This window comes from Oceanobacillus sp. CF4.6 (genome assembly GCF_051262635.1).
Lineage (GTDB): Bacteria > Bacillota > Bacilli > Bacillales > Amphibacillaceae > Oceanobacillus.
This window is the reverse complement of sequence record NZ_JBIMEX010000001.1, coordinates 567,886-594,158: the sequence shown is the minus strand read 5'-3', so window position 1 is coordinate 594,158 and position 26,273 is coordinate 567,886. Positions and strand designations below refer to the sequence as shown.

Sequence of the window (26,273 nt, the reverse complement as noted above, 5' to 3'; positions counted from 1 at the left end):
TGGAATGTTAACACTTTATGTCAAACAGGCTTGTACATCCTGTAGAAAGGCAAAGATTTGGTTACAGGAAAATGATATTCCCTTTGTCGAACGTAATATATTCTCGGAGTCATTAACGTTATCGGAAATTAAAGAAATATTTCGATTGACGGATAATGGAACAGAAGAGATTATATCAACGCGTTCTAAAGAATTTCATAGGTATATTACTGATTTGGATCAATGGCAAATAAAAGATTTATACAACTTTATTCAGGAGAATCCCGGTATTTTAAAAAGACCTATCATTCATGATGGAAAGCGTTTAATGGTTGGATATAATTCGTCTCAGATTCGTAGATTTTTACCTAAATCAGTCCGAACACTCCAATTACATGAAGCACAAAAAGTGAGTGTTTCTTAAGTTTTACTATTTCTGCGTAAAACAAGCAATCTACCAATAAGGAGCTTGCTTGTTTTTATGCGTCTAATTCTGGTTGTACTGCAGATGGTTTCACGTATTTAGCGCACGTGAGATTGGCCCAGCAATTAGACAGTTTTGTGTAAAATTTTAACTTATGTTCATTGATACGGTTGTTTTATGGTGAAAAATAAAGGTATCCTTGTTTATAAGAAATACTGATTCTAGATAAGTGAAAAAGGAAACAGAAGCTTAATTTTCCAATATAAAAGGCTGTCGAGTGGAAGAAACTCGAAGCAGCCTTTTATATTCCTATTTAATCGTATTTTACAGTGTGGTTATTTAAACCAAACTGCACCTACAATAATTAGAAGGATAAACAATACTACAATTAACGCGAATCCACCAGCACCGTAACCGGCCCCACCAACAGGTCCGCCATATCCAGCACCGGCAACAGGTCCACCGCATCCATATCCGCCGAATGGTACATTCTCGTATCCCATATATATCTCTCCTAACGTATCGTTTTATTTGTTATCAAATTTTAATAACCGTATCCACCATATCCACCGAAAGATGCTCCGACGATAATGAGGAGGATAAATAACACAACTACAAATGCAAAACCTCCACCGTAACCATAGCCTGCTCCAGCTGCTTCGCCCATTCCATATCACCTCCATTAATTAACATATGATGGACGTGAGATTGTGACAGGGCTCTGACAAGCTAATCTTATTGGTTAGCTGCAAAACACCGATTTAATAATAAAAGTAACTTACAATTAACTCAACTTTCGCAGCTCAACTAGGCAGGTACACCTTGATATAACTAGGTAATCCCGCAAACCAATACTGTAGTTGACTTTTGATTAACTTTTTGAATTTCTTGTTCGTTTTATTCAAGGCATCTTCAAGAAGCTCGATTAGTTGTTGTAATGTTACAACCCAATCAAGTTCATTTATTTCGTCACAAAGTTCATAAAACATCCCGCCAAGTGTGCGGTCATCTGTGTCGTGTGTGACTGATCAGTAAATCATAAGATCTACTGAAATTCCTTTTGTAATTTCAATAGAGATTTTGTCGCCTTGAAAAAGACTTCAATGTTCCAGCACCTCCCATAGTTTCGAATGATTTCTGTTTCTGTTAACGCACAGTTTGTACCTAATATAGCTAATCATTCACATCTTTTATTGCGATTTCGAACGAATACAACTTTTATTGGCACTCCGTTTGCCATTGTTGTATGAATGGAACGAAAGATACTTTTGTTTTCTTATGTGGCGCTAGACGATAAAGTTGTTTTAAAAATGAATGGATGGTTCATTGTAATAAGCATTTACTCGGGTAAAAATATTAAATAAGAGTTGTACCTTCACTAATTTATAATGATAGGTATCGCTCTTTTGTTGACGCCTCAACAAAAATATTCCAGCCCTTGTTTCTATTTCTCTAAATAAAATTAACAAGGACTACATCAATATGCATCCCACCAATTGATAAATCGGCGCCACTCAACTCACTCTAAATGTTTCCATAAGGAAAAATATTAAGTTGTAACAAAAACACTTGACATCGACTAATAATAGAAGTAAGTTGATACTAATAAATAGAAGTTTACCTAAGGAAACATTAAAGGGAGGATGCAAAATGAAAGGTTTTGCTAAAAAGGTGTGGCTATCAGCATTAATGGGTATGGTTATTCTTTTTGCTGCATGTAATTCGGATGCAGAATCAACAGGGGGAACAAGTGACTCCAAAGATGACAAAATAAAAATCCTAACAACAATTGCGCAAATTGGTGAGCCGCTATCGGTTATTGGTGGCGATCGTGTAGAAGTGGAAAGCCTCATGGGGCCGTCCGTTGACCCCCATTTATACAGTCCGACACAGAGTGATATCGCGAAGGTAGATGAAGCGGAAGTTATTTTTTATAGTGGCTTGAATTTAGAAGTAAATATGGTAAAAGTATTTGATTCAATTGGTGATTCGAAACCCGTTCTTGCAATTGGAGATATCCATTCCGAAGACGTTTTATTAGAAGATGAGGATGGCGCGATTGATCCGCATATCTGGTTTGATCTCGAATTATGGGAAGAGTCATTGGAAGCAGCTGTTGAAGAATTAAAAGCTTATTCGCCAGACGACGAGGATTATTTTGAAGAAAATAAACAAGTGTATTTTGAGGAGTTAGCGGAATTAAAGGAAGAAGCGAAGAAGTTAGCGGATATTCCGGAAAGTAGTCGCGTACTCGTTACAGCACATGATGCATTTGGATATTTCGGTAGAATGCACGACATGGAAGTAATTGGTCTACAAGGCTTAAGTACGGAAGATGAAGTTGGAATTTCCGATATTAATGAAACTATTGAGATTATAAAAGAACATCAGGTGCCAGCTATTTTTGTGGAAAGTAGTATCAATTCAAGTTCCATCGATGCAGTTTTAGAAGGTGCACAGAATGATGGTGTCGATGTTGAATTAGGTGGAGAGTTATTTTCCGATGCGATGGGAGCAACTGATAGTGAAGAAGGAACCTATTTAGGGATGTACCGTCATAATATCAACACCATTTATGACGCGTTGGCTGGAGGAGTTGAATAATATGGAAACTCCAATATTACAGGCGGAAAATTTATCCGCATCTTATCGGAAGAATACGGTGCTCCATGATATTAATTTAGAAGTGGAAAAGGGTTCATTAACAGGAATTGTCGGACCGAATGGAGCGGGTAAATCAACGCTATTAAAAATAATTTTAGATTTGCATCCAGCATTAACAGGTTCGGTGAAATTCTTCGGCCTTCCATTTAGTAAAGCAAAGAAGCGAATAGGTTATGTGCCACAGCGCGGATCTGTGGACTGGGATTTCCCAACAGATGCGCTGGATGTGGTAACAATGGGTTTATACGGGCAAATCGGCTGGTTGAAACGGCCGAATCGCTCGCATAAAGAAAAGGCATATGATGCATTAGATAAAATGGGAATGGCAGACTTTGCAAATCGGCAAATTAGTCAGCTTTCCGGTGGGCAACAACAGCGTGTGTTTTTAGCTCGAGCGTTAGTGCAAGATGCTGACCTTTATTTCATGGATGAACCATTGGCTGGGGTTGATGCCGCTACAGAGCACGCGATTATGACCATTTTAAAGGAACTAAATGCAGTAGGGAAAACAGTGATGGTTGTTCATCATGATTTACAAACCGTAGCGAATTATTTTGATCATGTACTATTACTGAATCGTACAATTATCCAACATGGAAAAACGGAACAAACATTTACGAGAGACAATATCGCTGAAACCTACGGAGGAAATATGCGCTGGATGGGGGAGGAGCGTCAACATGCTGTCGATTCTATGGAATAGTAATACGGGATGGGTAATCTTAAGTACGATGATACTCGGGATTGCTGCAGGCACAATCGGTAGTATGGCTTATTGGAAACGGCAAAACTTAATGAGTGATGCACTTTCCCATGCGGCACTACCCGGTGTTGTCATTGCCTTCCTTATCATTGGTGAAAAAAATCTGCTCGTTCTTATTATTGGCGCAGCAATTAGTGCGTTAATCGGTGCATTTTTCATCCAATGGATTACAAGCTCAAGCAGAATTTCCGAGGATTCCGCGATGGGTATGGTGTTAGCTGTATTTTATGGTCTCGGGATTATGCTCTTAACGATAGCGAATCGTTCTGCTGGTGGTAATCAAAGTGGACTAGATAGTTTTATCTATGGCCAGGCAGCAGCAATGGTTCGGTCTGATGTTATTACGATGTTAGTTCTTGCGTTAATTGTTCTGTTCATTGCCTTTGTTGGCTTTAAAGAATGGAAGCTCTATTTATTTGATCCAGAATTTGCAAAAGGAATCGGCTTATCGATTAAAGGGATGAATACGTTATATACTGCTGTTCTTGTCACAACAATCGTGATTGGAATTCAAGCTGTCGGGGTTATTTTAATGGCAGCATTATTAATTATTCCAGCTGTTAGTGCACGTTATTGGACAGAATCGTTTCGAGTAATGCTCGTTTTATCCGCTGTATTCGGTGGAGTAGCTGGTGCTACAGGGACATTAATTAGTGCGATGGGAAGTGGATTACCAACAGGTCCATTCATCGTTGTAGTCGGTGCGGCTATTTTTGTAATTTCACTTATTTTTGGTAAAGAAAAAGGGATATTTATCCAATATATCCAATTTAAGATGCATCAAAGAACACAACTTCATAGTGGAAACGTGTTGAAGCAGAAGGAGGGAAGAACGTGACCTATACAGCATGGATTATTTTAACAGCGTCTTTAGTTGGTCTTTCCTGTGGTATTATAGGTGTCTTCCTTATTTTACGGAAAACAGCGATGATGGCTGATGCGATTAGTCATACCGTTTTATTAGGGATTGTCGTTGCATTTATCATTACCGGCGAAGTAAGCGGAACAGCGATGTTAATTGGAGGAATATTGGCTGGGATTTTAACGACTTTTCTGGTGCAAGGCTTACATGCTTTAGATGTGCAACATGATGCAGCAATGGGGATTGTATTTACAACCTTATTCGCAATAGGGGTCATCTTAATTTCAACTTCAGTCGGTAATGCACACTTAGATGTACAGCATGCGTTGATGGGTGAAATTACTTTTATTCCTTTCCAAATGATGACATTACCGATAATCGGTGAGATTCCAGTAGCGACGGCTTTGCTGTTATTCGTTCTAGCTATCGTGCTCTTCTTTATTATTGCCTTTTATAAAGAATGGAAAATCACTTCCTTTGACCCAGCATTAGCAGCAAGTTTAGGGATTCCAGTTCTATTTATGCATTATGTATTTATGGGACTCGTTTCCGTTACAACCGTTGCCTCGTTTGATGCTGTAGGAGCAATCATGGTTGTTGCAATGCTAATTACACCAGCCGCCTCAGCATACCTCTGGACAGATAAGCTCGCAGTGATGCTCGTATTAAGCGGTTCATTTGGTGTTATTTCTGCCGTGGCAGGATACTATGTTGCAGCCTGGATTGATACATCGATATCCGGATCCATGGCCTTCGCAACAGGAATCGTATTTATGATTAGCTTTATATTTTCACCGAAGCATGGCTTGATTTCGAAGCGCGTGCGTACAGTGGAGGGAGCTTGATTGTGTAAGAAATTTAGCGCGTGACCATGCCTAATTCGCGGCATCATCCCCTCCAAACCCCAAAGAAGCTTCCACCCAAACCAGGGTAGAAGCTTTTTTAATACAAAATTTGTTTTTACGAAACGGGCACATTCCACGTTTGGTCGGTTATCTTCCTTAATCATGGCCGTATACGATTATTAACAGTTCATTAGTAAGACCTAACTCATTTGTTAGAAAAATGATAAGAACATCTATTACCGGAAGAAAATATGTCCTTTGATATACCGAACAATTTTAAAAAAGCGGAAAGCAGGATACTAGTTACTGTTGGCGAAAAAAGAAAAAGCTGTTAACTGATTTTACTTGAAGTAGAAAAGACACAACATATTTTATATGATTAATATGTATGTCCTTTAAATTACCTACCCTTTTTGAATTTAATTCTTGATAAGAATTTCTCCAAGCCATTTTTCCATCTTCTTTATTTGTTAATGTGGATTATAGAACTGATGTAAAAAAAAGAGATAATGATCACATGAAATGGAACTTTCATGATGGTGAATGGCGGGGTGTTGGATTTTATAAGAAGTTAAGCTTCGTGAGTACATAGAAAGATTTGCGAGGTTTTTAAATGACGGCCTTGCGATAATGTTTGACAGATAGGCGGAGCGATTGCTACCGGGCTTTCTCATTTCATTCAGTGCTTGAATCATTTGTTCAGCGTTCCTTATGCCCAAGCCATGTCCAAAAAATGTTCCATCACCTAGATCAACCGCATTTTCACCTCTCCACCAGGACGTATCTGGATTCACATCCGGATTATTAAAATAGACAACGTCTCCAGGCAAGTAATGGTAACTATCAACGGTATGAATTCCGAGATCTGGATCGAAATGCCAGCTGTACAAATAAAGATTTTGAAATAACTGATTAAATAAATCTTCATCCATGCTATTTAAAACAGCATGGTAAAAAATTATTACTTTTGCTACTGCACATTCAAACCCATATAGGGAACTATTCGTGAAAATGTCCTGGATTGCAGCAGACGGTAAGACTCCATCCTTTAAATGAAATCCACCAGCACTCGTTAAACGCCAGTACTCGGAATTACAATAAGATGTTCGAAATACTTCAAACTGTGCCTGACCATTATTCATGGCTCTTGCACTTGCAATGATGTTTTTCCGTAACGTCAGTTCGAAACCAAGCTCTTCGATGGATGAATAGGAATAAACAATTGGGTCTTGATTCATCCGTTGAATGATGACTCTTTCAATACTTCCAGGAGGCCATAGGTTACTTTGTTGAAAAGCAATTCCTGATACTTGTATCATACAATACCTCATTCCAAGATTACGTATTTTTTGGCAGTAAAGAAAGTATATCCACATTTCTTTCTGCATAAGTGCAACTAAGGCAATTCGCCTAAAGGCTTGGCGAATGCCACGTTTTCTAATATTATTGCTTAGTTTATTCACCCAGCATTTAAATGTGTTGGATTAATGATGTATTTATAAGATTATCTTGATTAGTCAATAAAATCATGCAAAAAAAGATCGATGCATTCCTATAAGAATGCATCGATCTCTTTTTTTATCCCCAAATTTCTTTGGATACATCGACAATAAATTTCAATTTTGACCATTGCTGTTCTTCTGTTAGTTTGTTGCCGTGGTGTGTTGATGCAAAACCACACTGCGGGCTGATACAAATCTGTTCCAATGGTACATAATTGGAAGCTTCTTTAACACGGGCAATAATCGCTTCTTTATCTTCTAATTCGCCGTTTTTAGATGTGAATACACCTAATACGACTTGTGGTCCTCCGGCTGGTACATGTTCAAGCGGTTTGAAATCTCCGGAACGGTCGTCATCGTATTCTAAGAAGAAACCGTCTACTTTTTCTTTGGCAAAGAAACTAGGAGCGATTCGATCATATGGACCTTCAAAGGCATGAGCTGATTGATAGTTTCCACGACAAAGGTGCGTTGTAATAATTAAATCCTCTGGTTTATCTTCCAATACACCATTGGCTACTTGTAATGCTAGATTGATCAATTTTTCTCTTTCCAAATCACTTTCCGCAAATGGAAGCTTCGGTGCACAAAGTCCCGCAATATACACATCATCTAGCTGAATATAACGGCAACCTGCATCATAGAATGCTTGTATTGCATCGCGATAGGCTTGAATAATGTCTTGCGAGAATTCCTCAATCGTTGGATAAATTTCTTCGTTTCGGATACCAGAGTTGAAAAATTGATTAGGGCTTGGAAGTGTCATTTTTGCTACAGCACGATCACCAACAATTTCTTTAAATTCAATAAAATCTTTTAAATGCGGATGATCTGGGTTGAAGGAAACTTTACCAGTGATACGCACATCATACGCTTCGGTTTCTACACCTTCAAATTTATATCCGTGGTCAGGAATATAACCTTCCACACCATTTAAGTATTCCATGAAATCGGTGTGCCAAAATCTGCGGCGGAACTCGCCGTCTGTTACTGCTTGTAGTCCAGCTTCAATTTGTTTGTCTACGATTCGTTTGATTTCTTCCGTTTCCACGGCATGTAGTTGTTCAGAAGAAATGGAGCCTTCCACAAATTTCTTTCTGGCATCATGAATGGATGGAGGGCGAAGCAAGCTTCCGACATGATCTGCTCTAAAAGGTGCTTTAATAATCGTTTTTGTCATTTTCATTCCTTCTTTCTTCTTCTTAATATTTAACGTAAGTGTAGCATGAGAGAAAGTTTATAGAGTAACACTTAAAATCTATATCCTGATATAGTTTTAAACTATGATGAAGGTTATCATTGCTGAAAAATGGAACCAAATATCTGATGAATCGTAGTGTAATAATGAATAGCGAAAATAGTTAGGAAGATTCTTATTTTATAGGTCATTAATGTAGGTTTTTTTCATAGTATAGTTTGGAGGTGAAAAAATGGCAAGAGTAGCTTACCGAAGTGCAGACGTTGACTTAATGGCAAGGATGATGCGAGCAGAAGCTGAAGGCGAAGGAAAACAAGGTATGCTCTATGTTGGCAATGTAATTGTTAACCGTGCTATAGCTGATTGTACTGACTTTAATGATATAAGAACAATTGAAGATGTCATTTTTCAAGTACAAGGAGGGAATTTCTCTTTTGAGGCTGTTCAAAAAGGCAATGTATTTTATCAAAGACCAAGGGAAGCTGAGAGAAGATTAGCTAGGCAGAATTTAGATTATTGGAGAAATCATCCAGCGAAGTATGCTCTTTGGTACTTTAATCCATACGGTCCGTGTCCTCCAACATGGTATGACCAACCTTTTACTGGCCAATATAAACAACACTGTTTTTATGAACCATTGCCTGGAACATGTGATAGTGTTTATTGATGATGACATGTTCGCTCTTTAATCTCATCCTTAAGACGAAGGTCTTGGGGGTGTTTTTTTGTTATTTAACCAGGTCTTATTAATAAATTAGATGGACATTTCAAATTTTAAATTGGATAATTGAAAAGCAAATGTTTTCAAATAGATAATAAGATATAATAATTTTGGAGGGATTTATATGCCATTAAAAGTAGGAGATATCATTACATTTGAACGGACTTTTACAGGAAGGGATGTTGAATTATTTATAGAGATTTCAGGTGATGAAGGGATTCATCATATAACCCCAGATGAAAAGGGAAGACTTGTCATTCAAGGGTTATTGACTGCTACATTGCCAACAAAAATTGGTGGAGATAACAATGTACTGGCCCGTACGATGAATTTTGAGTTTTTGAGACCAGTTTTTACAGGAGATACAATTATTTGTAAAGTAACGATTGAGAAGTATGAAAAGCAAGATAATAATAGAATATCTATTTTGGCATCTTTTGTATGCACAAATCAGAATGAGAAACAAGTATTGAAAGGAAACTTTGCGGGAGTAATCGTATAACTTATATCGATTTTGGATACTGTTTCTCCACAGTTGCTGGAAGCTTCATAATGGTTGGATTACGAATGTACCTCAAATTGGGTAAATGGTAATTCGAATAGTATAAAAAAACACTTGATTAATAAAACGCTTTCAGCTATAATTTCCTGTATCAATAGTTTGTTTACCAAACAAAATAAACTTGGGGAAAGGGTATTTAATAACAACCTTATTGTTAAAAGTACAAAATGTAAGCGATTTAGTAAAGGGGAATTTGGGTAGAAATTTTTAATACCTATAAGAAGGGATTCTTGAAAAGACTTAAGGGGGAAAACAACCATGTCAAGCACTACAGTTGAACAAAATAATAAATATAATTCTGCTAAGATATGGCAGATTGGCTTATTTGCTTTAAATAATACAGCTACAAACATGTATTTATTCATTATCGGATTCGTAGCCTATTATGCGACCGGTATTGCCGGACTAACTGTTGTAGTAGTTAGTGCAGTTATCGGGCTTAGTCGGGTACTTGATGCTATCACTGACCCAATTATTGGTTTTGTTATTGATAAAACGGAATCCAAATTTGGTAAGTTCCGGCCAATGATGGTGATTGGGAATGTTATTTTGGCTAGCTCCGTTCTAATTATGTATAATGTTACGCATTTATTACCTGAAATATGGCAATTACCGTTCTTCATTTTGGTTTATGCCTTTTACATTATCGGTTATACATTTCAAACGGCATGTACGAAAGCAGCACAAACGGTACTAACGAATGATCCAAAACAACGTCCACTGTTCAGTGCATTCGATGCAGCGTACAATATTGTCGTATTTACCGGTGGACAAGTTTTCGTAGCCAATTATCTAGTAGCTAAACATGGTGATTTCACGATGGCTCTATTTACGGAATTGAATACGTTTGCCATCATTTTATCTGGATTATTTACAATTTTGGCAGTGTTTGCAATTAAGGGTAGAGATAGGAAGGAATACTTCGGACTTGCTGGTGAAAATGTAGAAACAAGATTCCGTGATTACTGGCCGATTCTGAAAGGAAACAGACCGTTACAAATGTTAGTTATCGCTGCTTCCACAGATAAAGTTGCAACCATGGTGCTTAGACAGCCAGCAGTCTATATCATGTTTTTCGGGATTGTATTAGGGGACTATGCACTTAGCGGTACTTTTTCAATGATTACAATTGTACCAAGTCTGTTAATTACTATATTAGGTGTTCGGTTAGCTTCGAAAACAAGCTTAAAGAATGCATTAGTAAAAGCTACATGGGTAGGGTTAATCACAGCGGCCATTCTAATGGCACTCTTCTTGCTCGTTGATCCAAGTGCAATCTCACTTGAAAATATTGGGTTTGCTACGATACTATTTATCGTTCTCTATTGCTTGCTTCGTGGAGTGGAGACGTTAACACCTGCAATCGTTATTCCGATGATTGCTGACGTAGCTGATTATGAAACATATCGTACAGGCAGATTTGTACCAGGTATGATGGGAACTATTTTTTCCTTTATCGATAAAGTAATGTCTGCAATGGCGCCTGCACTTGTTGGGATTGTTGTGGCAATGATTGGTTACAAGGATGAGTTCCCACAATTGGGAGAAGATTTAACAACTCCATTACTTATCGCGACCTTGATTCTAATATTCGGTATTCCGATTCTCGGTTGGATTATTTCACTTCTCGCTATGAAATTCTATGGTCTTGATGATAAGAAAATGGTAGAAATTCAAACAGAAATTACAAGGGTAAGAGAACAAATTACTACAGCAAAAGAGAAAAAGCTGCTGCAAAAAAAGTGTGATTGAACTGGAAATCACCAATTTTAAGAAAGCGATTAAAGCATAACCTAATTTAATTATTCAACACAAAAGTCGCCTGCATAATAAGCAGGCGATTTTTTATTTAGAGATAATTTAATCAACTTTCTGTAAAAAGCATCACTATAGTTTCAAATAATGAAACAAAATGTAGAGTTGTTGTATCCAATTAAGAAGTGGTTTAAGATAATTTCATAGACGGGGTGAACTTTATGAGTAACTATGAAGTTTTATATCATATGTTTAACCTGTCTCTTGTTAGAGAACAAGTACTTATATTGTTACAGTAATAAGTATAAATTCAATTAAAATTAGAAATGAGGAGAAGTGGAATGACAAAACAAACACAGCTTGGAAAATCAGGAATATATATTAACCCAATTGGACTTGGAACGAATGCGGTTGGGGGACATAATCTTTATCCTAATTTGGACGAAGAAGCGGGCAAAGAGCTTGTTCGTACAGCGGTTGAAAATGGTGTGAATTTTATCGATACAGCATATCTGTATGGTCCTGGTAGATCTGAAGAATTAGTAGGTGAAGCAATTAAAGAAACAGGAAAAAGAGAGGAACTTATTCTTGCAACAAAGGGATCAGTGAAATTTGTCGGCGGGGAAATGCAAAATGATAATACGCCAGCCTTCCTGAAACAAGAAGTAGAAAATAGCTTAAAACGGATGCAAACCGACTATATCGATTTATATTATATTCATTATCCAGATGGAGTTACACCAGGATATGAAGCAGTTGGAGCTTTAAAAGAGTTAAAAGATCAAGGGAAAATCAGAGCAATCGGTTTATCCAACTTTTCACTGGATCAATTAAAAGAAGCAAACAGAGATGGATATGTTGATGTCTATCAAGGAGAATATAATTTAATCCAACGTACAGCTGAAAAAGCATTACTTCCATATACTGCTGAACAAAATATTTCATTTATTCCATTCTTCCCGCTTGCATCCGGATTATTGGCAGGGAAATACAATAAAGATATGAAATTTAATGATTTACGTGCCAACATGCCGCACCTACAAGGCGAAGAATTTGAAAAGAACCTTGAAAAAGTGGAACAACTTCGTGAAATTGCTAATGTGAAGCAGGCTGAAGTAGCACATATTGTCTTAGCTTGGTATTTAACACGTGATTCGATAGATACTGTGATTCCTGGTGCTAAACGTGCAGATCAAGTACTTAACAATTTGAAAACATTAGACGTTCAATTAACAGAGAACGAGATTGCAAAAATTGATCGTATTTTTCAATAATTTAGTGCCTGTCACTCCCTAAATTTAGTCCTATTTTGTTGAAAAATGCGTCATATAATTAAAAGAAGGTGGAACAATATAGAGATACTCTATATTGTTCCACTTTTTTAATACTTGTCACTTACATATCCATCGACAAATTTCAACATATTTCGGGGAGTGACAGGCACCCTTTATGATAGTGAGGATGAAAATTATATGAAGAAAAACGTAACTTCGTTTAAACCTGTAATTCTGCTGAATATCGATTCATTGATGGCCGAACCGCTGGAGGTAGCTATCCAAACCGGACGTGCTCCTGCTTTAAAATTTTTAATGGAAAATGGCAGTTATATCCCAAACATGGTGACTTCGTTTCCGACAATGTCCGTCACCATCGACAGTAGTCTCTTGACAGGTACATATGCTGACAAACATCATATTCCAGGTCTAAACTGGTTCGATGATTCCCGAAAAGAGATTATTAACTACGGAACGGGTTTCCGGGAGACGTTCAGGCTAGGGATGCGGCGGTCTGTCCATAACATGCTCTACCGACTGAATAATGAACATATGAGCAGTGAAGTTACTACGATCTATGAGGAATTAGCTGACAGAGGGATACCTTCTGCGTCCATTAATTCCTTTGTTTATCGCGGGAACACACCACAACGATTACGTGTACCGCGGTTATTTAGTACATTAACCCGATTTAAAGACGGTAAATGGACAACGGATGCAACAACTATTTTCTCCTTAGGTACTTTTTCCAAACTAAGGTCATGGGGTGTCGCAACTCAAATAGCTGCCGGAAATTATAAATATACCGCCCGGGAGCTTAGGTATTTAATTCGTAAGCGAAAGCTTCCAGGGTTTACTTTCTGTATATTTCAGGATATGGACGCCCGTATTCATTTTAAAGGACCAATGGATATTAAAGGGATCGCCAAGATTGATAGGGAGATTCAAAAAACATTGAACCTGTACCCAAGTTGGGAGGAAGCACTCAATCGAAATATATGGCTTGTTATGGGAGATAATGGTCAATCTCCAACAGGTAGCAGGTACCGTGACTTTATCATTGATTTACGCAAACAATTGAAAAAATATCGTATTTCGCGCATCGAACGGCCTGTATCCGTAAAAGATCAGCTTGTCCTATGTGTAAACCAGCGAATGGCTTATATTTATGTACTGGATCAACAACTTCCACTGTCTACTATTGCCGAAGTGCTCAAAAATGATCAACGAATCGATATCATAGCCTGGAAGGACGAAGATTCCATTCACGTCGAATCTGGTATGAGAGAAGGTTCATTGCAATTTCATCCAGGGGGAGAATATACGGATGTGTATCATCAAACATGGAGTATGGAGGGGGATTATCAGCTTTTGGATTTGAATCTGACAAAGGAAAAAGAATTGTCTTATGGTGATTATCCTGATGCGTTCGTTCGGTTACATAGCGTATTGCATTCCCATTCAGGACGTTACATTGTCGTTAATGCGAAACCAGGTTGTGAATTTAAAGCACAATCTACACCATTCCATCTTGCTGGTGCAGCACACGGTTCATTACACAAACAAGAATCACTTGTACCGCTCATCATTTCAGGAACTACCGAGAAACCGATATTTAGACGTGTTGTGGATTTGAAAGCGTATATACTCAAGTTGATTCCATAAAAGTTAACTTAAGTATTCAGCTGGATTTTCTATCATGGATCTTGTACCAATAATCGAAAATTTAAAAGTAACGATTGATCTGAAGGAATTTCCAAACAGGTAACTCAACTAATCGTTTTTTAAAAGATCTACGTTAAAATAGTGAGGTGGATTTTATATAGAAAACTATTTTAACGTAGAATATCTTTTTTCTTATCAATATATAAAGTACCGTCTTTTTGCACTTCAGCATAGAAGACATCCGAAATAGATGGAATGCCAGCTGCTTGCAATTGTTGAATGACCCATTGTTGTTCAAGGTTTAACTTTTTTAAATTATCTTTTTTAATTTTCCCATCTGAAATAACAGCCGTATAAAGAGAAAAAACGGGCTTAGTTGGTTGAATATTCATATCACCTTTATTCAACGGTTGATTGACTTCCTTTTTCATTACGGAAAGCGTGCCATCGGTTTCAAAAATTGCATAGTCTACATCTGAAAGTGAAAATACATATTTTTTTCGTAACAGCGCATTTAATGCGTCTACATCCAAACGTACCTTCCGAAGCTCGCTCTCCATAATTTTTCCCTTTTTAATTAGAATTCTTGGTTGTCCTTCGACAGTGTAGCGAACATTTGGGAATTTTATGTCCAGAATTCCAAGGATAATCGTAAATGCGCTCCAAATGATTAAGGAAATAATCCCGTTGCGAATACTTAACGTAGAATCTATTGCAAGGGATGCACCAATGGTACCTATAGAAATCCCTGACACAAAATTAAAAAAGGTCATTTGCGAAATCTCTTTTCTACCCATAAGCCTTGTTAGGATAATCAAGGTTACATAAGCTATTGCAAGTCTGAGAACTAATTCCATTATTGTCATATTCAAACCCCTTTTATGTTTCAACTAATAAAGATTATTGTTCCGGGATTTTTATTTTTGATACACCAAATAGTCAGTGGTTAGTACAATCTACTGTTGTATCCTACATATGATGGAAAGTATAAATTGTTGGTTGTAGGTTAATTTAAAAACTAAAAGGAGTGTGGAATCATGTTTTATCATGTGAAAGAATTGCAATATAATGCAAAACCGGATCGGCCCGACCCAGTTTACGCTAAAAAGCTACAGGAAGTTTTAGGAGGGCAAGTTCGGCGAAATAACCGTTATGATGCAGTACCTTTTCCAAGGATGGAATTGTCGTGGTGAAGAAAAATATCGCGATATGCTTTTAGATATTGGTACGGAAGAGATTGCCCATGTAGAGATGCTTGCTACAATGATTGCACAATTACTTGATCATGCCCCGATTGAGGAACAAGAGCAAGCTGCAAAAGATCCGGTTATTGGAGCTGTAATGGGTGGGATGAATCCCCAGCATACTATCGTTTCAGGATTAGGAGCAACGCCTACAGATAGTGCAGGCTATCCGTTTAATGCACGATATACTATTGCAAGTGGAAACTTGCTTGCCGATTTCCGAGCAAATTTAAATGCAGAGTCACAGGGTCGTCTTCAGGTAGTGAGACTCTATGAAATGACGGATGATAAAGGTGTAAGGGACATGCTTTCCTGGCTAATTGCCCGCGATACAATGCACCAAAATCAGTGGATGGCAGCAATCGAGGAATTAGAACAGAGGCAAAAACCGATTGTACCTTCTACGTTTAATCAAAAATATGAAAAACAGGAAGTATCCTATTCGTTTATGAACTATTCATTAGGTGAAGAGAGCAGTGAAGGTCGATGGGCAAACGGAAAGAGCATGGATGGACAGGGAGAATTTAAATATGTAAGTGAGCCAAAAGCATTAGGGAAAAAACCAGCACTCCAACCGGCGCCGGGATATATTCACGGAACTCCACCCATCAAATTTAAACAATAAGTTATAGATGTCTTCGGATAGTATTCAGGAAGCATCTTTTTTAGTATTTTTTGCTATTGTGTTAAGAAAAGATGCCACTTTTTTACATTCTTCTCCAAAATTTTCTTAAAAATGACTTTTAGGAAACAAGTTTTGGATAAATGGCAGTGAGCAAGAGGATATAAGAGGCTTAGAGAGTATCAATTACTTAAATCATCTTGATATTCACTATTTGCGCAAATAGTGAGGAATATTGAGGTATTTCGCTGTTTATGGGCTTTGTACCAATTACTATTGGGATGTATACTGAAAACAGAGTTATTTTTTCCACATAAGCCTTTTCTAATAAAAAAGGTTTCCCTGCGCACACTAGTGCTTAGGGAAATTTTTTTTATGAGAAAAAAACTATAGGAGGTACATATGTTAAAATTTGAAAATGTAAGCAAAATTTACAAGGATGGTTTTAAAGCAGTAGATTCCGTCAGTTTTGAAATTCCTGAAGGAGAGCTTGTTGTTCTTATTGGACCAAGTGGATCCGGAAAATCAACGACTATGAAAATGATTAATAGAATGATTCCCCACACATCGGGCACGATTTCTATAAATGGAAAAGATGTTACGAAACTAAATGCAGCAGAGTTACGACGTAATATCGGGTATGTCATTCAACAAATTGGCTTATTTCCACATTATACGATTGAAAAAAATATTGCGATTGTTCCACAACTTAAGGGCTGGAAGGAACAGGATATCAAAGAACGAGTGAAAGAACTTATGGAACTGGTAGGACTTGATCCAAAGGTATTCAGCAACCGTTATCCTAAAGAATTATCAGGTGGACAACAACAGCGTGTCGGTGTGGCAAGGGCATTAGCATCCAATCCTAGTGTTATCTTGATGGATGAACCATTTGGTGCACTTGATCCCATCACACGGGAGCAATTACAAGGAGAGTTAATTTCTTTGCAGCAAAAATTGAAGAAGACAATTGTTTTTGTAACGCATGATATGGATGAGGCGTTAAAGCTTGGTGATCGAATTGCCATAATGAAAGATGGTGCTTTACTTCAACTCGATACCCCGGAAAAATTATTACACGAACCAGCATATGGTTTTGTCGAAGAGTTTATTGGTAAGCATCGAATTATCCAAAATCCTGATCTAATGTCCGTTGTAGATGTAATGACGGATTCAGTCTTAACTTCTCTTCCAAATAGATCTCCTGAAAAATCCCTTGCAATGATGCGCAAGCACAGAAAAATGCTGTTAATTATTGTTGACGAGAAGGATAAAATGCTAGGAATTGTATCTGCATATGATTTGGTGAAGAAAATGGACGATATTAAAACAATTGAAGAGATTATGCTTCCTGCTAAGATATTACTTGATAGCTCAAAAAGTGCCAAGGATGCCATTCTTTTGATGCAGACAGCTTCACGGGGGATAATTCCGGTAGTAGATGAGGGCGAAAAACTAATCGGATTAGTGACTCGTGGAACATTGCTTTCCGCATTATCTAGTCAATGGACAGAAATGGAGGAGGAAGTGAATGAATAATTTAAATTTATGGGAACAAATTGTCCAACAAACACAAATGCGTTGGCAAGAAGTTCTTGAGGCGACATTTGTCCATATCCAACTCGTGTTTTTTTCTATGTTAATGGCAATTATATTAGGTGTTTTCTTAGGTATTCTTATAACACGCGTTCCATCGCTCGTACCGTTCGTATTAGGTGGGACAGGTATTATGCAAACCATTCCCAGTCTAGCAGTACTTGGCTTTTTAATACCTGTTTTTGGAATTGGTGTCAAGACAGGGATTGCAGCCTTATTTTTATATTCCCTTTTACCGATTGTTCGGAACACGTATACAGGTATTAAGGATGTAGATAGGGCAACCTTGGAAGCGGCTAAGGGAATGGGGATGACGAGCAAGATGATCTTATTTAAAGTGGAGCTCCCTTTGTCCATCCCAATTATAATGGCTGGAATCCGTACAGCAGCTGTTATCAACGTGGGGAATGCTACATTGGCAGCCTTTATTGGTGCTGGTGGCCTTGGAGACTTTATATTCTTAGGTATTACCCGAGGGATTGATGGCTTAATATTCTTAGGAGCAATACCAGCTGCTATCTTAGCGATTTTACTTGAGTTTTCCTTCAATAAGATTGAACGTTGGTCTACACCAGAAGGGTTGAAATAGCATGAATAAGATAAAATTACTATTAATGGTTATTATTTTTATTACGATTCTTCCGCTAGCAGGATGCATTTTAAAGACAGAAGATGCGGTCACTGTTGGTTCAAGAAATAATACGGAAAGTATCATATTATCAAATATTATGGGTCAATTAATTGAAGAAAAAACAGATATAGATGTCATATATCGGGAAAATCTTGGTGGATCTAATGTTGTGTGGAATGCAATGATGAATGGTAGTATTCAGATAATACCTGATTATACAGGTACGATTGTAATCACGTATTATGGTGAAACTCCCGGGACTGCGGAAGAAACGTTAGCGAAAACGAAGGAACTGGTGGCCGAGGATGGGATTGTTGCATTTGGTACATTTGGCTTTAATAATACGTACACACTTGCATTTGACGAAGCGGAAGCAGAGCGACTAGGGGTAGAAACGTTTAGTGATTTTGCCGAAGTATCCGACCAATATACACTTGGAGCTGTTTTCGAGTTTATTGATCGCCCGGACGGTTTGCCAGGCTTTGAAGAAGAATATGATTTGGAGTTTAAAGACGTCAAAGGAATGGATCATGGGATGATGTATCGTGCCATAGATAATGATGAAGTGGATGTAATCAATTCCTACACAACGGATGGGCAATTACAGATATATGATTTAAGAGTGCTTGAAGATGATAAATCCTACTTTCCACCTTATCACGCGCTTCCTCTAGTATTGGAAGAAACACTTGAAAAATATCCAGAATTAGAAGAAGTACTACAACTGCTAGAAGGTAAAATTGATGAACAAACCATGCAAGCGATGAATGCTAAAGTGGATAACGAAGGCATGATGGTTGATTTCGTGGCGAAAGAATTTTTACAAGAAGCTGAGCTAATTGAGTAGAAAGAAAGCATCTCCATGCTTTCTTTTTTTTTTTGGGAAAAATGCTTGTATCGTTTAAAATCTGGCATGGCTAGTGACTAGAATTTAAACGACTACTTGATGTGGTGGTTCCTTCGTATTTTATTCTCCAGATTTCCCTCCCAATACCCGAATCATAAGCAAACAACATACCTCTTATTCCATATATTTTTAAACATCACTCCATCAAAAATGAGTGGAGCAGATTAGCCGGAGTAAAAATTAGAAAGATGATAAACTAGTTCAATAGAATAATGTTGTAGCAAGATAGTTATTGATGCTAGGAATGATGAAGTGGAGCTTAGTACCTGTCCTCAGCGCTTTATGGCATGAAAACACTGGCTGCAGGTCTTTTTCTGTGTGGAAGCAAAAGAACCGGATCTAGGTCCAGAATCCTAAAACTTTGTAGATTTTTGAATCATTTTTTATATTCACTACGTCTAACTAGTGATGTCATCTATAGAAGGGGGAAGTAGATTGGTCAACTCGATAAATTCTACGCCATACGGTAGAAGTGATACAGAGATTTTACAATTAAATCCGAACGAAGCAATTAATATTATCATGGATATTTATGGTAATGAAATAAAAAGATTAATATACACCTATGTTAATAGCGTTGCAGAAACAGATGATATTACGCAGGAAGTCTTTGTGATCATTTATAAGAAGTTGGATACATTCCAAAGAAAATCATCTTTGAAAGCATGGATTTACTCCATCGCTATCAATAAATGTAAAGACTACCTAAGAAGTTGGCAATCACGGAATAAGCGATTAAAAGATAAAATGTTGCAACAGGTTAACCAGGGCAAAGTAGAAGATACGCCGGAGGAATTGATTATAAAGAAGAACGAATCCAATCTCATACTGAATCAGGTATTGAAATTGCCAATCAAATATCGAGAAGTTATTATCCTATATTATTTTAAAGAGTTATCGGTAAAGGAAATAAGCAATTCATTACATATGAAAGAAGTGTCTATACGTACAAGATTGAAACGAGCCCGTGAAAAGTTGAAAGTCCTTTTGCTGAAAGAAGGGGTGGATAATTTATGGATGGACATTTGAAGAAAAAAAGTCAAGATCTAGAAAATCAAATTCCAGTGTCATTTACGGATAAAGATAAGCAGGAAATCCTAATAAAGATTAAAACTACAGAGCAAAGTCGAAAGACAAAGGCATATCAAATATTTCCGAAACTTATGACAGGATTTGTCGTTGTTGGAGCAATTTTCCTACTTATTTCGATTACCATATCAGATTTTAATCAGGAACAGACAAGTCAAATAGAAGAAAACGATGAAATCAAAGAAGTGGATGAAGTAGTGGAAGAAAAAAAGAGCGTTAGGGAACGAAATCCATTTGGAAACTTTATTTCTCATGAAAATCTAAAGGAGTCGGACTATCTACAATATATTCACTGGATGTCCCATCAAAAAGTAATTGCTGAGAATAAGTGGGGATTCTATGAAATAACAGATGAGCGGATTAGCTGGTTAATAGAAGGGCTAGAAAAGAGAGACTATGGTCATGAGGAAACTTACCGGGATATTCTGGAAAGGTGGGCATCAGGGGATTTTTCAGAAGTAGATCAAGATCATAACATCGTACACGGAATATTGGGTGGAACCAAAGACGAAGCAACTGGAATACTAAGCCCAGAAGAAGAACAAGAATATATCAACAACACACAAGAAGTAAGCGAAATATACAACAACTAGGAAGCATGGGGACGGTTCTCTTGCTTCCATTTCGGACAAATGGAAGCAGAAGAACCGTCCCCGTGCTTCCTATAAGACGATAATTGGGAGGAATAACATTATGAAGAAGGCATTGTGGATTTTGGGAACTGCGGTAGTTATCGCATTAGGGGTTTTCTTGTATATGGTAGGAACGACATTATTTGAAGCAGCAGAAAAAGCAGAAGAAGAGGATCCGTCTACAGAAGAAACGAAAGAGGTAAACTTTGATGCTGTAATGAACGGGGAGGCCGAAGAAGGAAACTCTGAGGAAGAGGAAGAAACGGAAGAAGTTTCAGCAGATATGAATCCATTCGGGCAGGCTATAGTTGTCAATGATATAAAAGAGGACCACATCCAAGGTTATATACATAATATGTCCCATCAGAAGGTAGAAGCAAGTGAAAAATGGGGATTTTATGAAATTACAGATGAGCGTATTAATTGGTTATTAGAAGCTGTAAATAATGGTGATTATCCGAATGGAGATACCTACAGAGATATTTTAGAAAGATGGGCGAATGGTGATTTTTCCAGCGTAGTTCAAGATCATAACACGGTCTGGAGTTTACAGGATGGAACCATCGGCAAAGCAACAGGCATATTAAGCAAAGAAGAAGAACAAGCCTTTATTGAAAGTAGAAAGTAAGAAAAAGGAAGCACGAGAACCGTCCCCGTGCTTTCTCCGTGTGTTTTAAGAACTTTTTGTTTGAGTATATAAGTAAATCGTTATATAATGATATTAAGATAGGTGGAGGTGAATTCTATGTTGCAAACAGCAACGGATATAGAGAAGGCGTCGATGTTACTGAAAATGTTAGGGGATAAAACACGTTTAAGCATGATGAAAATTCTGGATAGTCAGGCTTGTTGTGTTTGTGAATTTGTAGAGATTTTTCAGATGAGTCAACCTGCGATTAGTCAGCACCTTCGTAAATTGAGAGCTATTGGTTTAGTTAATGAGGAAAGAAAAGGTCAATGGATTTTTTATTCGGTAAATCAGGAACATGGGGACTACCCATTTATTCAGCAGATTCTAAGGCAATTACCGAATCAAGACCATAAATTAAAAGAATTAGAAGAACAAGGTACGCGTATTACGTGTTGTTAACAATAAATCATTCTTATGGGGGATTTAAATATGAAAAAAGTTGCGATTTATGATCCGGCAATGTGCTGTTCTACAGGAGTTTGCGGACCAAGTGTTGATCCGGACTTGACTCGTGTTGCCTCAGCTGTGTATTCGCTTGAGAAACAGGGTGTGGATATTAAACGCTATAACTTGGCAAATAATCCTGCAGCCTTTGCAGAGAACGAAACCATTAATCAGGTGCTCCAGGAAAAAGGTGTCGATGCGCTTCCTATAACGCTTTTAAATCAAAAGGTTGCTAAAGCAGGAGCATATCCTACGAATGAAGAATTTGCGGATTGGACTGAAGTGAAAGTGGAGGAGCTTACCGAAAAACCCCGTGTACGTGTTTCCATAAAACTTGATTAACGAAGGAGGAAGATTATGTACCAACTATATGATCCAATAAAGAATGTTCAAACACCAGTTTTATTCTTTACTGGAAAAGGCGGGGTTGGGAAAACATCCGTAGCTTGTGCCACTGCTGTGTCTCTGGCAGATCAAGGGAAAAAAGTACTCTTAGTTAGTACGGATCCAGCATCCAATTTGCAGGATGTGTTTGGCATCGAACTGACTGGTGACCCGATTGAAGTGCCGAATGTGAAAAATCTTTTTGCAAGTAATATTGATCCTGAAGAAGCAGCAAGCGCTTATCGGGAGAAAACGGTAGGTCCGTATCGAGACAAACTTCCGGAATCTGTTGTTAATCAAATGGAAGAACAGCTATCAGGCGCTTGTACGGTAGAAATTGCTGCATTTGATGAGTTCTCTCATTTACTTGCTGATGATCATATATTAACTCAATATGACCATGTATTATTTGATACGGCACCAACTGGTCATACGCTTCGATTATTATCGCTGCCAACGGCTTGGAATGGTTATTTAGAAGAAAGCACACACGGTGCTTCTTGTTTAGGTCCACTTTCAGGGCTTGGAGACAAAAAGGATTTGTATCAAAAAGCGGTTCAAGCTCTCTCTGATTATGAGAAAACAACGCTCATTTTAGTCGCGAGACCCGAGGAATCAACGTTAGTGGAGGCAAATCGTGCTTCTATGGAATTGCGGGATATCGGGATTCAAAACCAAATGATGATCATCAACGGTCTGCTTCAATCACATGTGCCAACGGATGCAGTATCCAAAGCGTTTTATGAAAGTCAGCAAGCTTCATTAAAACAAATACCAGAGTCATTGCAGCAAATGGAAACTTTATCATTGCCTTATATTTCGTATTCATTAACAGGTGTCGATAGCCTGCGTCAACTCGTAAGCGACCATCCATATATTAAAAAAGAAGGTATATCGAATGAAATTGAACTTAATCAACTGTCTGAGTTAAATGATGTGATTGATGACTTTTCCTCCAGAAATACACGTGTTATTTTTACAATGGGAAAAGGTGGTGTCGGAAAAACATCCGTCGCTTCAGCCATTGCAGTCGGCCTCTCGGAAAGAGGGCATAAAGTTCATTTGACGACGACAGACCCTGCATCACATCTGGATTACATTTTTAAAAATAGTGCTATAGACGAAAATTTATCGATTAGCAGCATTAATCCAGAAACCGAAGTTGAAACATACAAGAAGGAAATCATTACTGCAGCTGGTGAACTGTCTGAGGGAGAATTATCTTACTTAAAAGAGGACCTTGAATCACCGTGTACCGAAGAAATTGCGGTTTTCCGTGCCTTTGCTGATGTTGTGTCAAGGTCTGAAAATGAGATAGTTGTTATTGACACAGCACCAACTGGTCATACACTATTGTTGCTCGATTCCTCAGAAGCATATCATAAGGAAATGAATCGCTCGACAGGTAATATACCTGAAAATGTAAAGGAATTATTACCTCGACTTCGTAATCCTGAAGAAACAGGAGTAGTCATTGTAACATTGGCAGAAGAAACACCTGTATTTGAATCCACTCGTTTGCAGGAAGATCTTAAGCGTGCGCAGATTGTTCCAAAGTGGTGGGTCATCAATCGTAGTTTGTATGCGACAGGAACAAACGATCCAATCCTAAAAGCAAGGTCATCCAGTGAAAAACAATGGATTAAAAAGATAGAAGAGAGTCTGGCTGAACAAACAGCTCTTATCCCATGGACATCAGAAGTTAAAATCGGGTTAACTACCAAAGCATACATATAAACGTTTCATTAAATTAGAGGGGGCTTTAAAATGAATATCACTGAAAAGGCAAAATTGAACTTGCAAACCATTTTTGAAAAAAAGGGCGGAGAGAGTATTCGCTTTTATTCCATGGGAGATGGATGCTGTGGACCACAACTAGGAATATCATTGGATGGACCGGAAGAAAATGACATAGTTGAAGAGGTAAATGGAATAAAAGTAGCAGTCGATCAGGATATAAAAGAAACGCTAGAGGGATTAACATTAGACAATGATGAAACTTCTGAGGGTTCACAGTTTGTGTTATTAGGAATGAATCAAAGCTGTTAGTTTTTTTGTGTAACAATTAAAAACGGCGAAACAACAAATTATCCTTTGGAGGAATTATTATCATGAAAATAATCATTATCGGCTCAGTTGCTGCAGGTACTTCTGTTGCTGCAAAAGCCCGCAGAAATGATGAACAGGCGGAAATAACTTTATATAATGCGGACTACGATATCTCCTATTCGATATGTGGGATTCCTTACTTTTTGGGTGGAGAAGTAGATGAATTAGAATCATTAACACCTCGAAGTGCAGCTTGGTTTAAAAAGCGTTATAATGTGGATATTTTTACACGCCATGAGGTATCGGCAATCAACGATAAGCGTAAAAAAGTAACCGTTAAAAACCTAGATACTAATGAAACAATGGAAGACGACTACGATACATTAGTATTTGCAACCGGAGCAACGCCTACCACACCAAATATTACGGGGACGGATCAGGACCATGTCTTCCATGTACGCACCATTCAAAACACAGTCGCCATAGACGCTTATATGACAGCAAATAAACCGAAAAAAGTAACGATTATTGGTGCTGGATTTATTGGACTTGAACTGGCAGAACAACTGACAAATAAGGGTTTAAAAGTTACATTAATTCAAAGAAGTAACCAAATGATGCCCCATTTGGACAAAGATATGGCATCCAGAGTAGAGCAGCACGTAACCAGCCATGGTGTGACATTGCACTTAAATGAAGAAGTCCGTGCTATTTCGGAAAATGCTGTAGAAACGAAAAACGGGATGGTCATTGATTCGGAGATGGTCATCTTAGCAACCGGCGTCCGTCCAAATACAAAACTGGCAGAAGAAATCGGTGTGGAATTCGGAAAATCTGGTGCTATTAAAGTGAACAACAAAATGCAAACGAATCTTCCAGAAGTATATGCAGTTGGCGATGTTGCGGAAAGCTTCTCTGTAATTACTGGAGAGCCCATTTATCGCCCGTTAGGTTCTACTGCCAACAAAATGGGTCGTATTGCTGGAGATGTAATTACAGGTGGAGATTTGGAACATCGAGGGGTTCTTGGTACTGGAATTTTAAGGGTATTTGACCTTGCTGTTGGTTACACTGGATTAAGTGAAAAAGAAGCAATCAAAGCCGGCTATGATGTGGAAGTACTTCACAATATTAAACCGTCGAGAGCAGATTATTTGGGAGGGAAAGAACTCGTTATTAAGGCGATAGCTGATAGAAAAACGAGCCAGATTCTAGGTGTTCAAATTATTGGTGAAGATGGTGTTGATAAGCGAATTGACGTTTTCGTAACCGCTATGTCTTTTAAAGCAAAAGCTGAAGATCTGTTCCATTTGGATCTAGCATATGCACCTCCCTTCAGTACAACGAAAGATCCTGTTATGTACACGGGAATGGCTTTGCAAAATGCTATCGATAAGAAAAACAAACTGATAACGCCGCATGAACTAATCGACCGTATCGACAATGGGGAACAGTTACAAATTATCGATACGAGAGCGACCAAACAATACGAAGCTTCTAATGTAACGGGAGCAATCAATATTCCATTGGCAGCATTACGTTCCGAGGCTAAAAATTTAGACCCTGACTTACCTACTGTTACATACTGCAACAGCGGAGTATCTGGTAACGCAGCTCAGAATGTTTTAAGAAATATGGGATTTAAAGAAGTGTTTAACCTGTCAGGTGGAAATAAAAATTATCAAAGCTTTCGTAAATAACTGTTAATGTCTGAATAAAAGGAAGCACGGGGACGGTTCTCGTGCTTCCTTTTACATATGTATGGAAGCA

Annotated in this window: 26 protein-coding genes and 2 pseudogenes; 22 read left to right on the top strand and 6 right to left on the bottom strand. The window is 37.9% G+C overall.

The window, feature by feature from the left end:
- The first annotated feature begins 4 nt into the window (after window positions 1–4).
- The gene (gene spx, locus ACHABU_RS03190) at window positions 5–403 is read left to right on the top strand and encodes a transcriptional regulator Spx (RefSeq protein ID WP_435762152.1); all 399 of its coding nucleotides are present in this window, start codon (window positions 5–7) and stop codon (window positions 401–403) included.
- A gap of 335 nt (window positions 404–738) precedes the next feature.
- On the opposite strand, the gene ACHABU_RS03185 is transcribed toward spx, so the two are convergent.
- From ACHABU_RS03185 to ACHABU_RS03175, 3 genes and pseudogenes are all read right to left on the bottom strand, one after another.
- Window positions 739–906: a YjcZ family sporulation protein gene (locus ACHABU_RS03185; protein ID WP_435762150.1), complete on the bottom strand. Its 168-nt coding sequence runs from the start codon at window positions 904–906 to the stop codon at window positions 739–741.
- 41 nt (window positions 907–947) lie between these two features.
- On the bottom strand, window positions 948–1,070 hold the full coding sequence (locus ACHABU_RS03180) for a YjcZ family sporulation protein (RefSeq protein ID WP_435762148.1): 123 nt from the start codon (window positions 1,068–1,070) through the stop codon (window positions 948–950).
- Between the two features lie 122 nt (window positions 1,071–1,192).
- Window positions 1,193–1,711, bottom strand: a pseudogene (locus ACHABU_RS03175) (IS4 family transposase); the annotation flags it as partial.
- A gap of 342 nt (window positions 1,712–2,053) precedes the next feature.
- On the opposite strand from ACHABU_RS03175, the gene ACHABU_RS03170 reads away from it, so the two are divergent.
- The 4 genes from ACHABU_RS03170 to ACHABU_RS03155 are packed head-to-tail and all read left to right on the top strand — an operon-like array spanning window position 2,054 to window position 5,537.
- On the top strand, window positions 2,054–3,007 hold the full coding sequence (locus ACHABU_RS03170; protein WP_435762146.1) for a metal ABC transporter solute-binding protein, Zn/Mn family: 954 nt from the start codon (window positions 2,054–2,056) through the stop codon (window positions 3,005–3,007).
- 1 nt (window position 3,008) lies between these two features.
- Entirely contained in the window at window positions 3,009–3,770 is a 762-nt protein-coding gene (locus ACHABU_RS03165; protein WP_435762144.1) for a metal ABC transporter ATP-binding protein, read from the top strand.
- On the top strand, window positions 3,748–4,668 hold the full coding sequence (locus ACHABU_RS03160; RefSeq protein ID WP_435762142.1) for a metal ABC transporter permease: 921 nt from the start codon (window positions 3,748–3,750) through the stop codon (window positions 4,666–4,668). The genes ACHABU_RS03165 and ACHABU_RS03160 overlap by 23 nt, the downstream gene beginning before the upstream one ends.
- The gene (locus ACHABU_RS03155; protein WP_435762140.1) at window positions 4,665–5,537 is read left to right on the top strand and encodes a metal ABC transporter permease; all 873 of its coding nucleotides are present in this window, start codon (window positions 4,665–4,667) and stop codon (window positions 5,535–5,537) included. Before ACHABU_RS03160 ends, ACHABU_RS03155 begins: the two co-directional genes overlap by 4 nt.
- Window positions 5,538–6,007: 470 nt before the next feature.
- Here the strand turns inward: ACHABU_RS03155 and ACHABU_RS03150 are convergent, their stop codons facing one another.
- Entirely contained in the window at window positions 6,008–6,856 is an 849-nt protein-coding gene (locus tag ACHABU_RS03150; protein ID WP_435762138.1) for a protein-glutamine gamma-glutamyltransferase, read from the bottom strand.
- Between the two features lie 259 nt (window positions 6,857–7,115).
- Window positions 7,116–8,219, bottom strand: coding sequence for a 5-methyltetrahydropteroyltriglutamate--homocysteine S-methyltransferase (locus tag ACHABU_RS03145; RefSeq protein WP_435762136.1), 1,104 nt, complete (start codon window positions 8,217–8,219; stop codon window positions 7,116–7,118).
- 250 nt (window positions 8,220–8,469) lie between these two features.
- Between ACHABU_RS03145 and ACHABU_RS03140 the strand changes: the two genes are divergently transcribed.
- From ACHABU_RS03140 to ACHABU_RS03120, 5 genes are all read left to right on the top strand, one after another.
- A complete protein-coding gene (locus ACHABU_RS03140) occupies window positions 8,470–8,904 on the top strand; it encodes a cell wall hydrolase (RefSeq protein ID WP_435762134.1) in 435 nt (144 codons plus the stop codon).
- A gap of 178 nt (window positions 8,905–9,082) precedes the next feature.
- Entirely contained in the window at window positions 9,083–9,460 is a 378-nt protein-coding gene (locus tag ACHABU_RS03135; protein ID WP_435762132.1) for an enoyl-CoA hydratase, read from the top strand.
- A 318-nt stretch (window positions 9,461–9,778) separates the two neighbouring features.
- The gene (locus ACHABU_RS03130; RefSeq protein WP_435762130.1) at window positions 9,779–11,272 is read left to right on the top strand and encodes an MFS transporter; all 1,494 of its coding nucleotides are present in this window, start codon (window positions 9,779–9,781) and stop codon (window positions 11,270–11,272) included.
- Window positions 11,273–11,616: 344 nt separating this feature from the next.
- On the top strand, window positions 11,617–12,549 hold the full coding sequence (locus ACHABU_RS03125; RefSeq protein WP_435762128.1) for an aldo/keto reductase: 933 nt from the start codon (window positions 11,617–11,619) through the stop codon (window positions 12,547–12,549).
- A 198-nt stretch (window positions 12,550–12,747) separates the two neighbouring features.
- Window positions 12,748–14,214, top strand: coding sequence for an alkaline phosphatase family protein (locus ACHABU_RS03120; protein WP_435762126.1), 1,467 nt, complete (start codon window positions 12,748–12,750; stop codon window positions 14,212–14,214).
- 170 nt (window positions 14,215–14,384) lie between these two features.
- Here ACHABU_RS03120 and ACHABU_RS03115 read toward each other — a convergent pair whose 3' ends face one another.
- A complete protein-coding gene (locus ACHABU_RS03115) occupies window positions 14,385–15,080 on the bottom strand; it encodes a YetF domain-containing protein (protein ID WP_435762124.1) in 696 nt (231 codons plus the stop codon).
- A 171-nt stretch (window positions 15,081–15,251) separates the two neighbouring features.
- Here ACHABU_RS03115 and ACHABU_RS03110 point away from each other — a divergent pair.
- From ACHABU_RS03110 to ACHABU_RS03055, 12 genes and pseudogenes are all read left to right on the top strand, one after another.
- A pseudogene (locus tag ACHABU_RS03110) lies at window positions 15,252–16,083 on the top strand (manganese catalase family protein).
- 399 nt (window positions 16,084–16,482) lie between these two features.
- Window positions 16,483–17,619: a betaine/proline/choline family ABC transporter ATP-binding protein gene (locus ACHABU_RS03105; protein ID WP_435762122.1), complete on the top strand. Its 1,137-nt coding sequence runs from the start codon at window positions 16,483–16,485 to the stop codon at window positions 17,617–17,619.
- The gene (locus ACHABU_RS03100) at window positions 17,612–18,265 is read left to right on the top strand and encodes an ABC transporter permease (protein ID WP_379494912.1); all 654 of its coding nucleotides are present in this window, start codon (window positions 17,612–17,614) and stop codon (window positions 18,263–18,265) included. Before ACHABU_RS03105 ends, ACHABU_RS03100 begins: the two co-directional genes overlap by 8 nt.
- A gap of 1 nt (window position 18,266) precedes the next feature.
- A complete protein-coding gene (locus tag ACHABU_RS03095; RefSeq protein ID WP_435762120.1) occupies window positions 18,267–19,154 on the top strand; it encodes a glycine betaine ABC transporter substrate-binding protein in 888 nt (295 codons plus the stop codon).
- Window positions 19,155–19,649: 495 nt separating this feature from the next.
- On the top strand, window positions 19,650–20,243 hold the full coding sequence (locus ACHABU_RS03090) for a sigma-70 family RNA polymerase sigma factor (RefSeq protein WP_435762118.1): 594 nt from the start codon (window positions 19,650–19,652) through the stop codon (window positions 20,241–20,243).
- Window positions 20,228–20,896, top strand: coding sequence for a DUF6241 domain-containing protein (locus tag ACHABU_RS03085; protein WP_435762116.1), 669 nt, complete (start codon window positions 20,228–20,230; stop codon window positions 20,894–20,896). Before ACHABU_RS03090 ends, ACHABU_RS03085 begins: the two co-directional genes overlap by 16 nt.
- 100 nt (window positions 20,897–20,996) lie before the next feature.
- Complete coding sequence (locus tag ACHABU_RS03080) at window positions 20,997–21,563, top strand: DUF6241 domain-containing protein (RefSeq protein ID WP_435762114.1); 567 nt, start codon at window positions 20,997–20,999, stop codon at window positions 21,561–21,563.
- Window positions 21,564–21,680: 117 nt separating this feature from the next.
- Window positions 21,681–22,025, top strand: coding sequence for an ArsR/SmtB family transcription factor (locus tag ACHABU_RS03075; RefSeq protein ID WP_435762112.1), 345 nt, complete (start codon window positions 21,681–21,683; stop codon window positions 22,023–22,025).
- 30 nt (window positions 22,026–22,055) lie between these two features.
- Entirely contained in the window at window positions 22,056–22,412 is a 357-nt protein-coding gene (gene arsD, locus ACHABU_RS03070) for an arsenite efflux transporter metallochaperone ArsD (RefSeq protein WP_435762110.1), read from the top strand.
- A gap of 15 nt (window positions 22,413–22,427) precedes the next feature.
- Entirely contained in the window at window positions 22,428–24,191 is a 1,764-nt protein-coding gene (arsA, locus tag ACHABU_RS03065) for an arsenical pump-driving ATPase (RefSeq protein WP_435762108.1), read from the top strand.
- Window positions 24,192–24,221: 30 nt separating this feature from the next.
- A complete protein-coding gene (locus ACHABU_RS03060) occupies window positions 24,222–24,503 on the top strand; it encodes a HesB/IscA family protein (protein ID WP_435762106.1) in 282 nt (93 codons plus the stop codon).
- A gap of 62 nt (window positions 24,504–24,565) precedes the next feature.
- Entirely contained in the window at window positions 24,566–26,203 is a 1,638-nt protein-coding gene (locus ACHABU_RS03055; RefSeq protein ID WP_435762104.1) for an FAD-dependent oxidoreductase, read from the top strand.
- Window positions 26,204–26,273 lie beyond the last annotated feature (70 nt).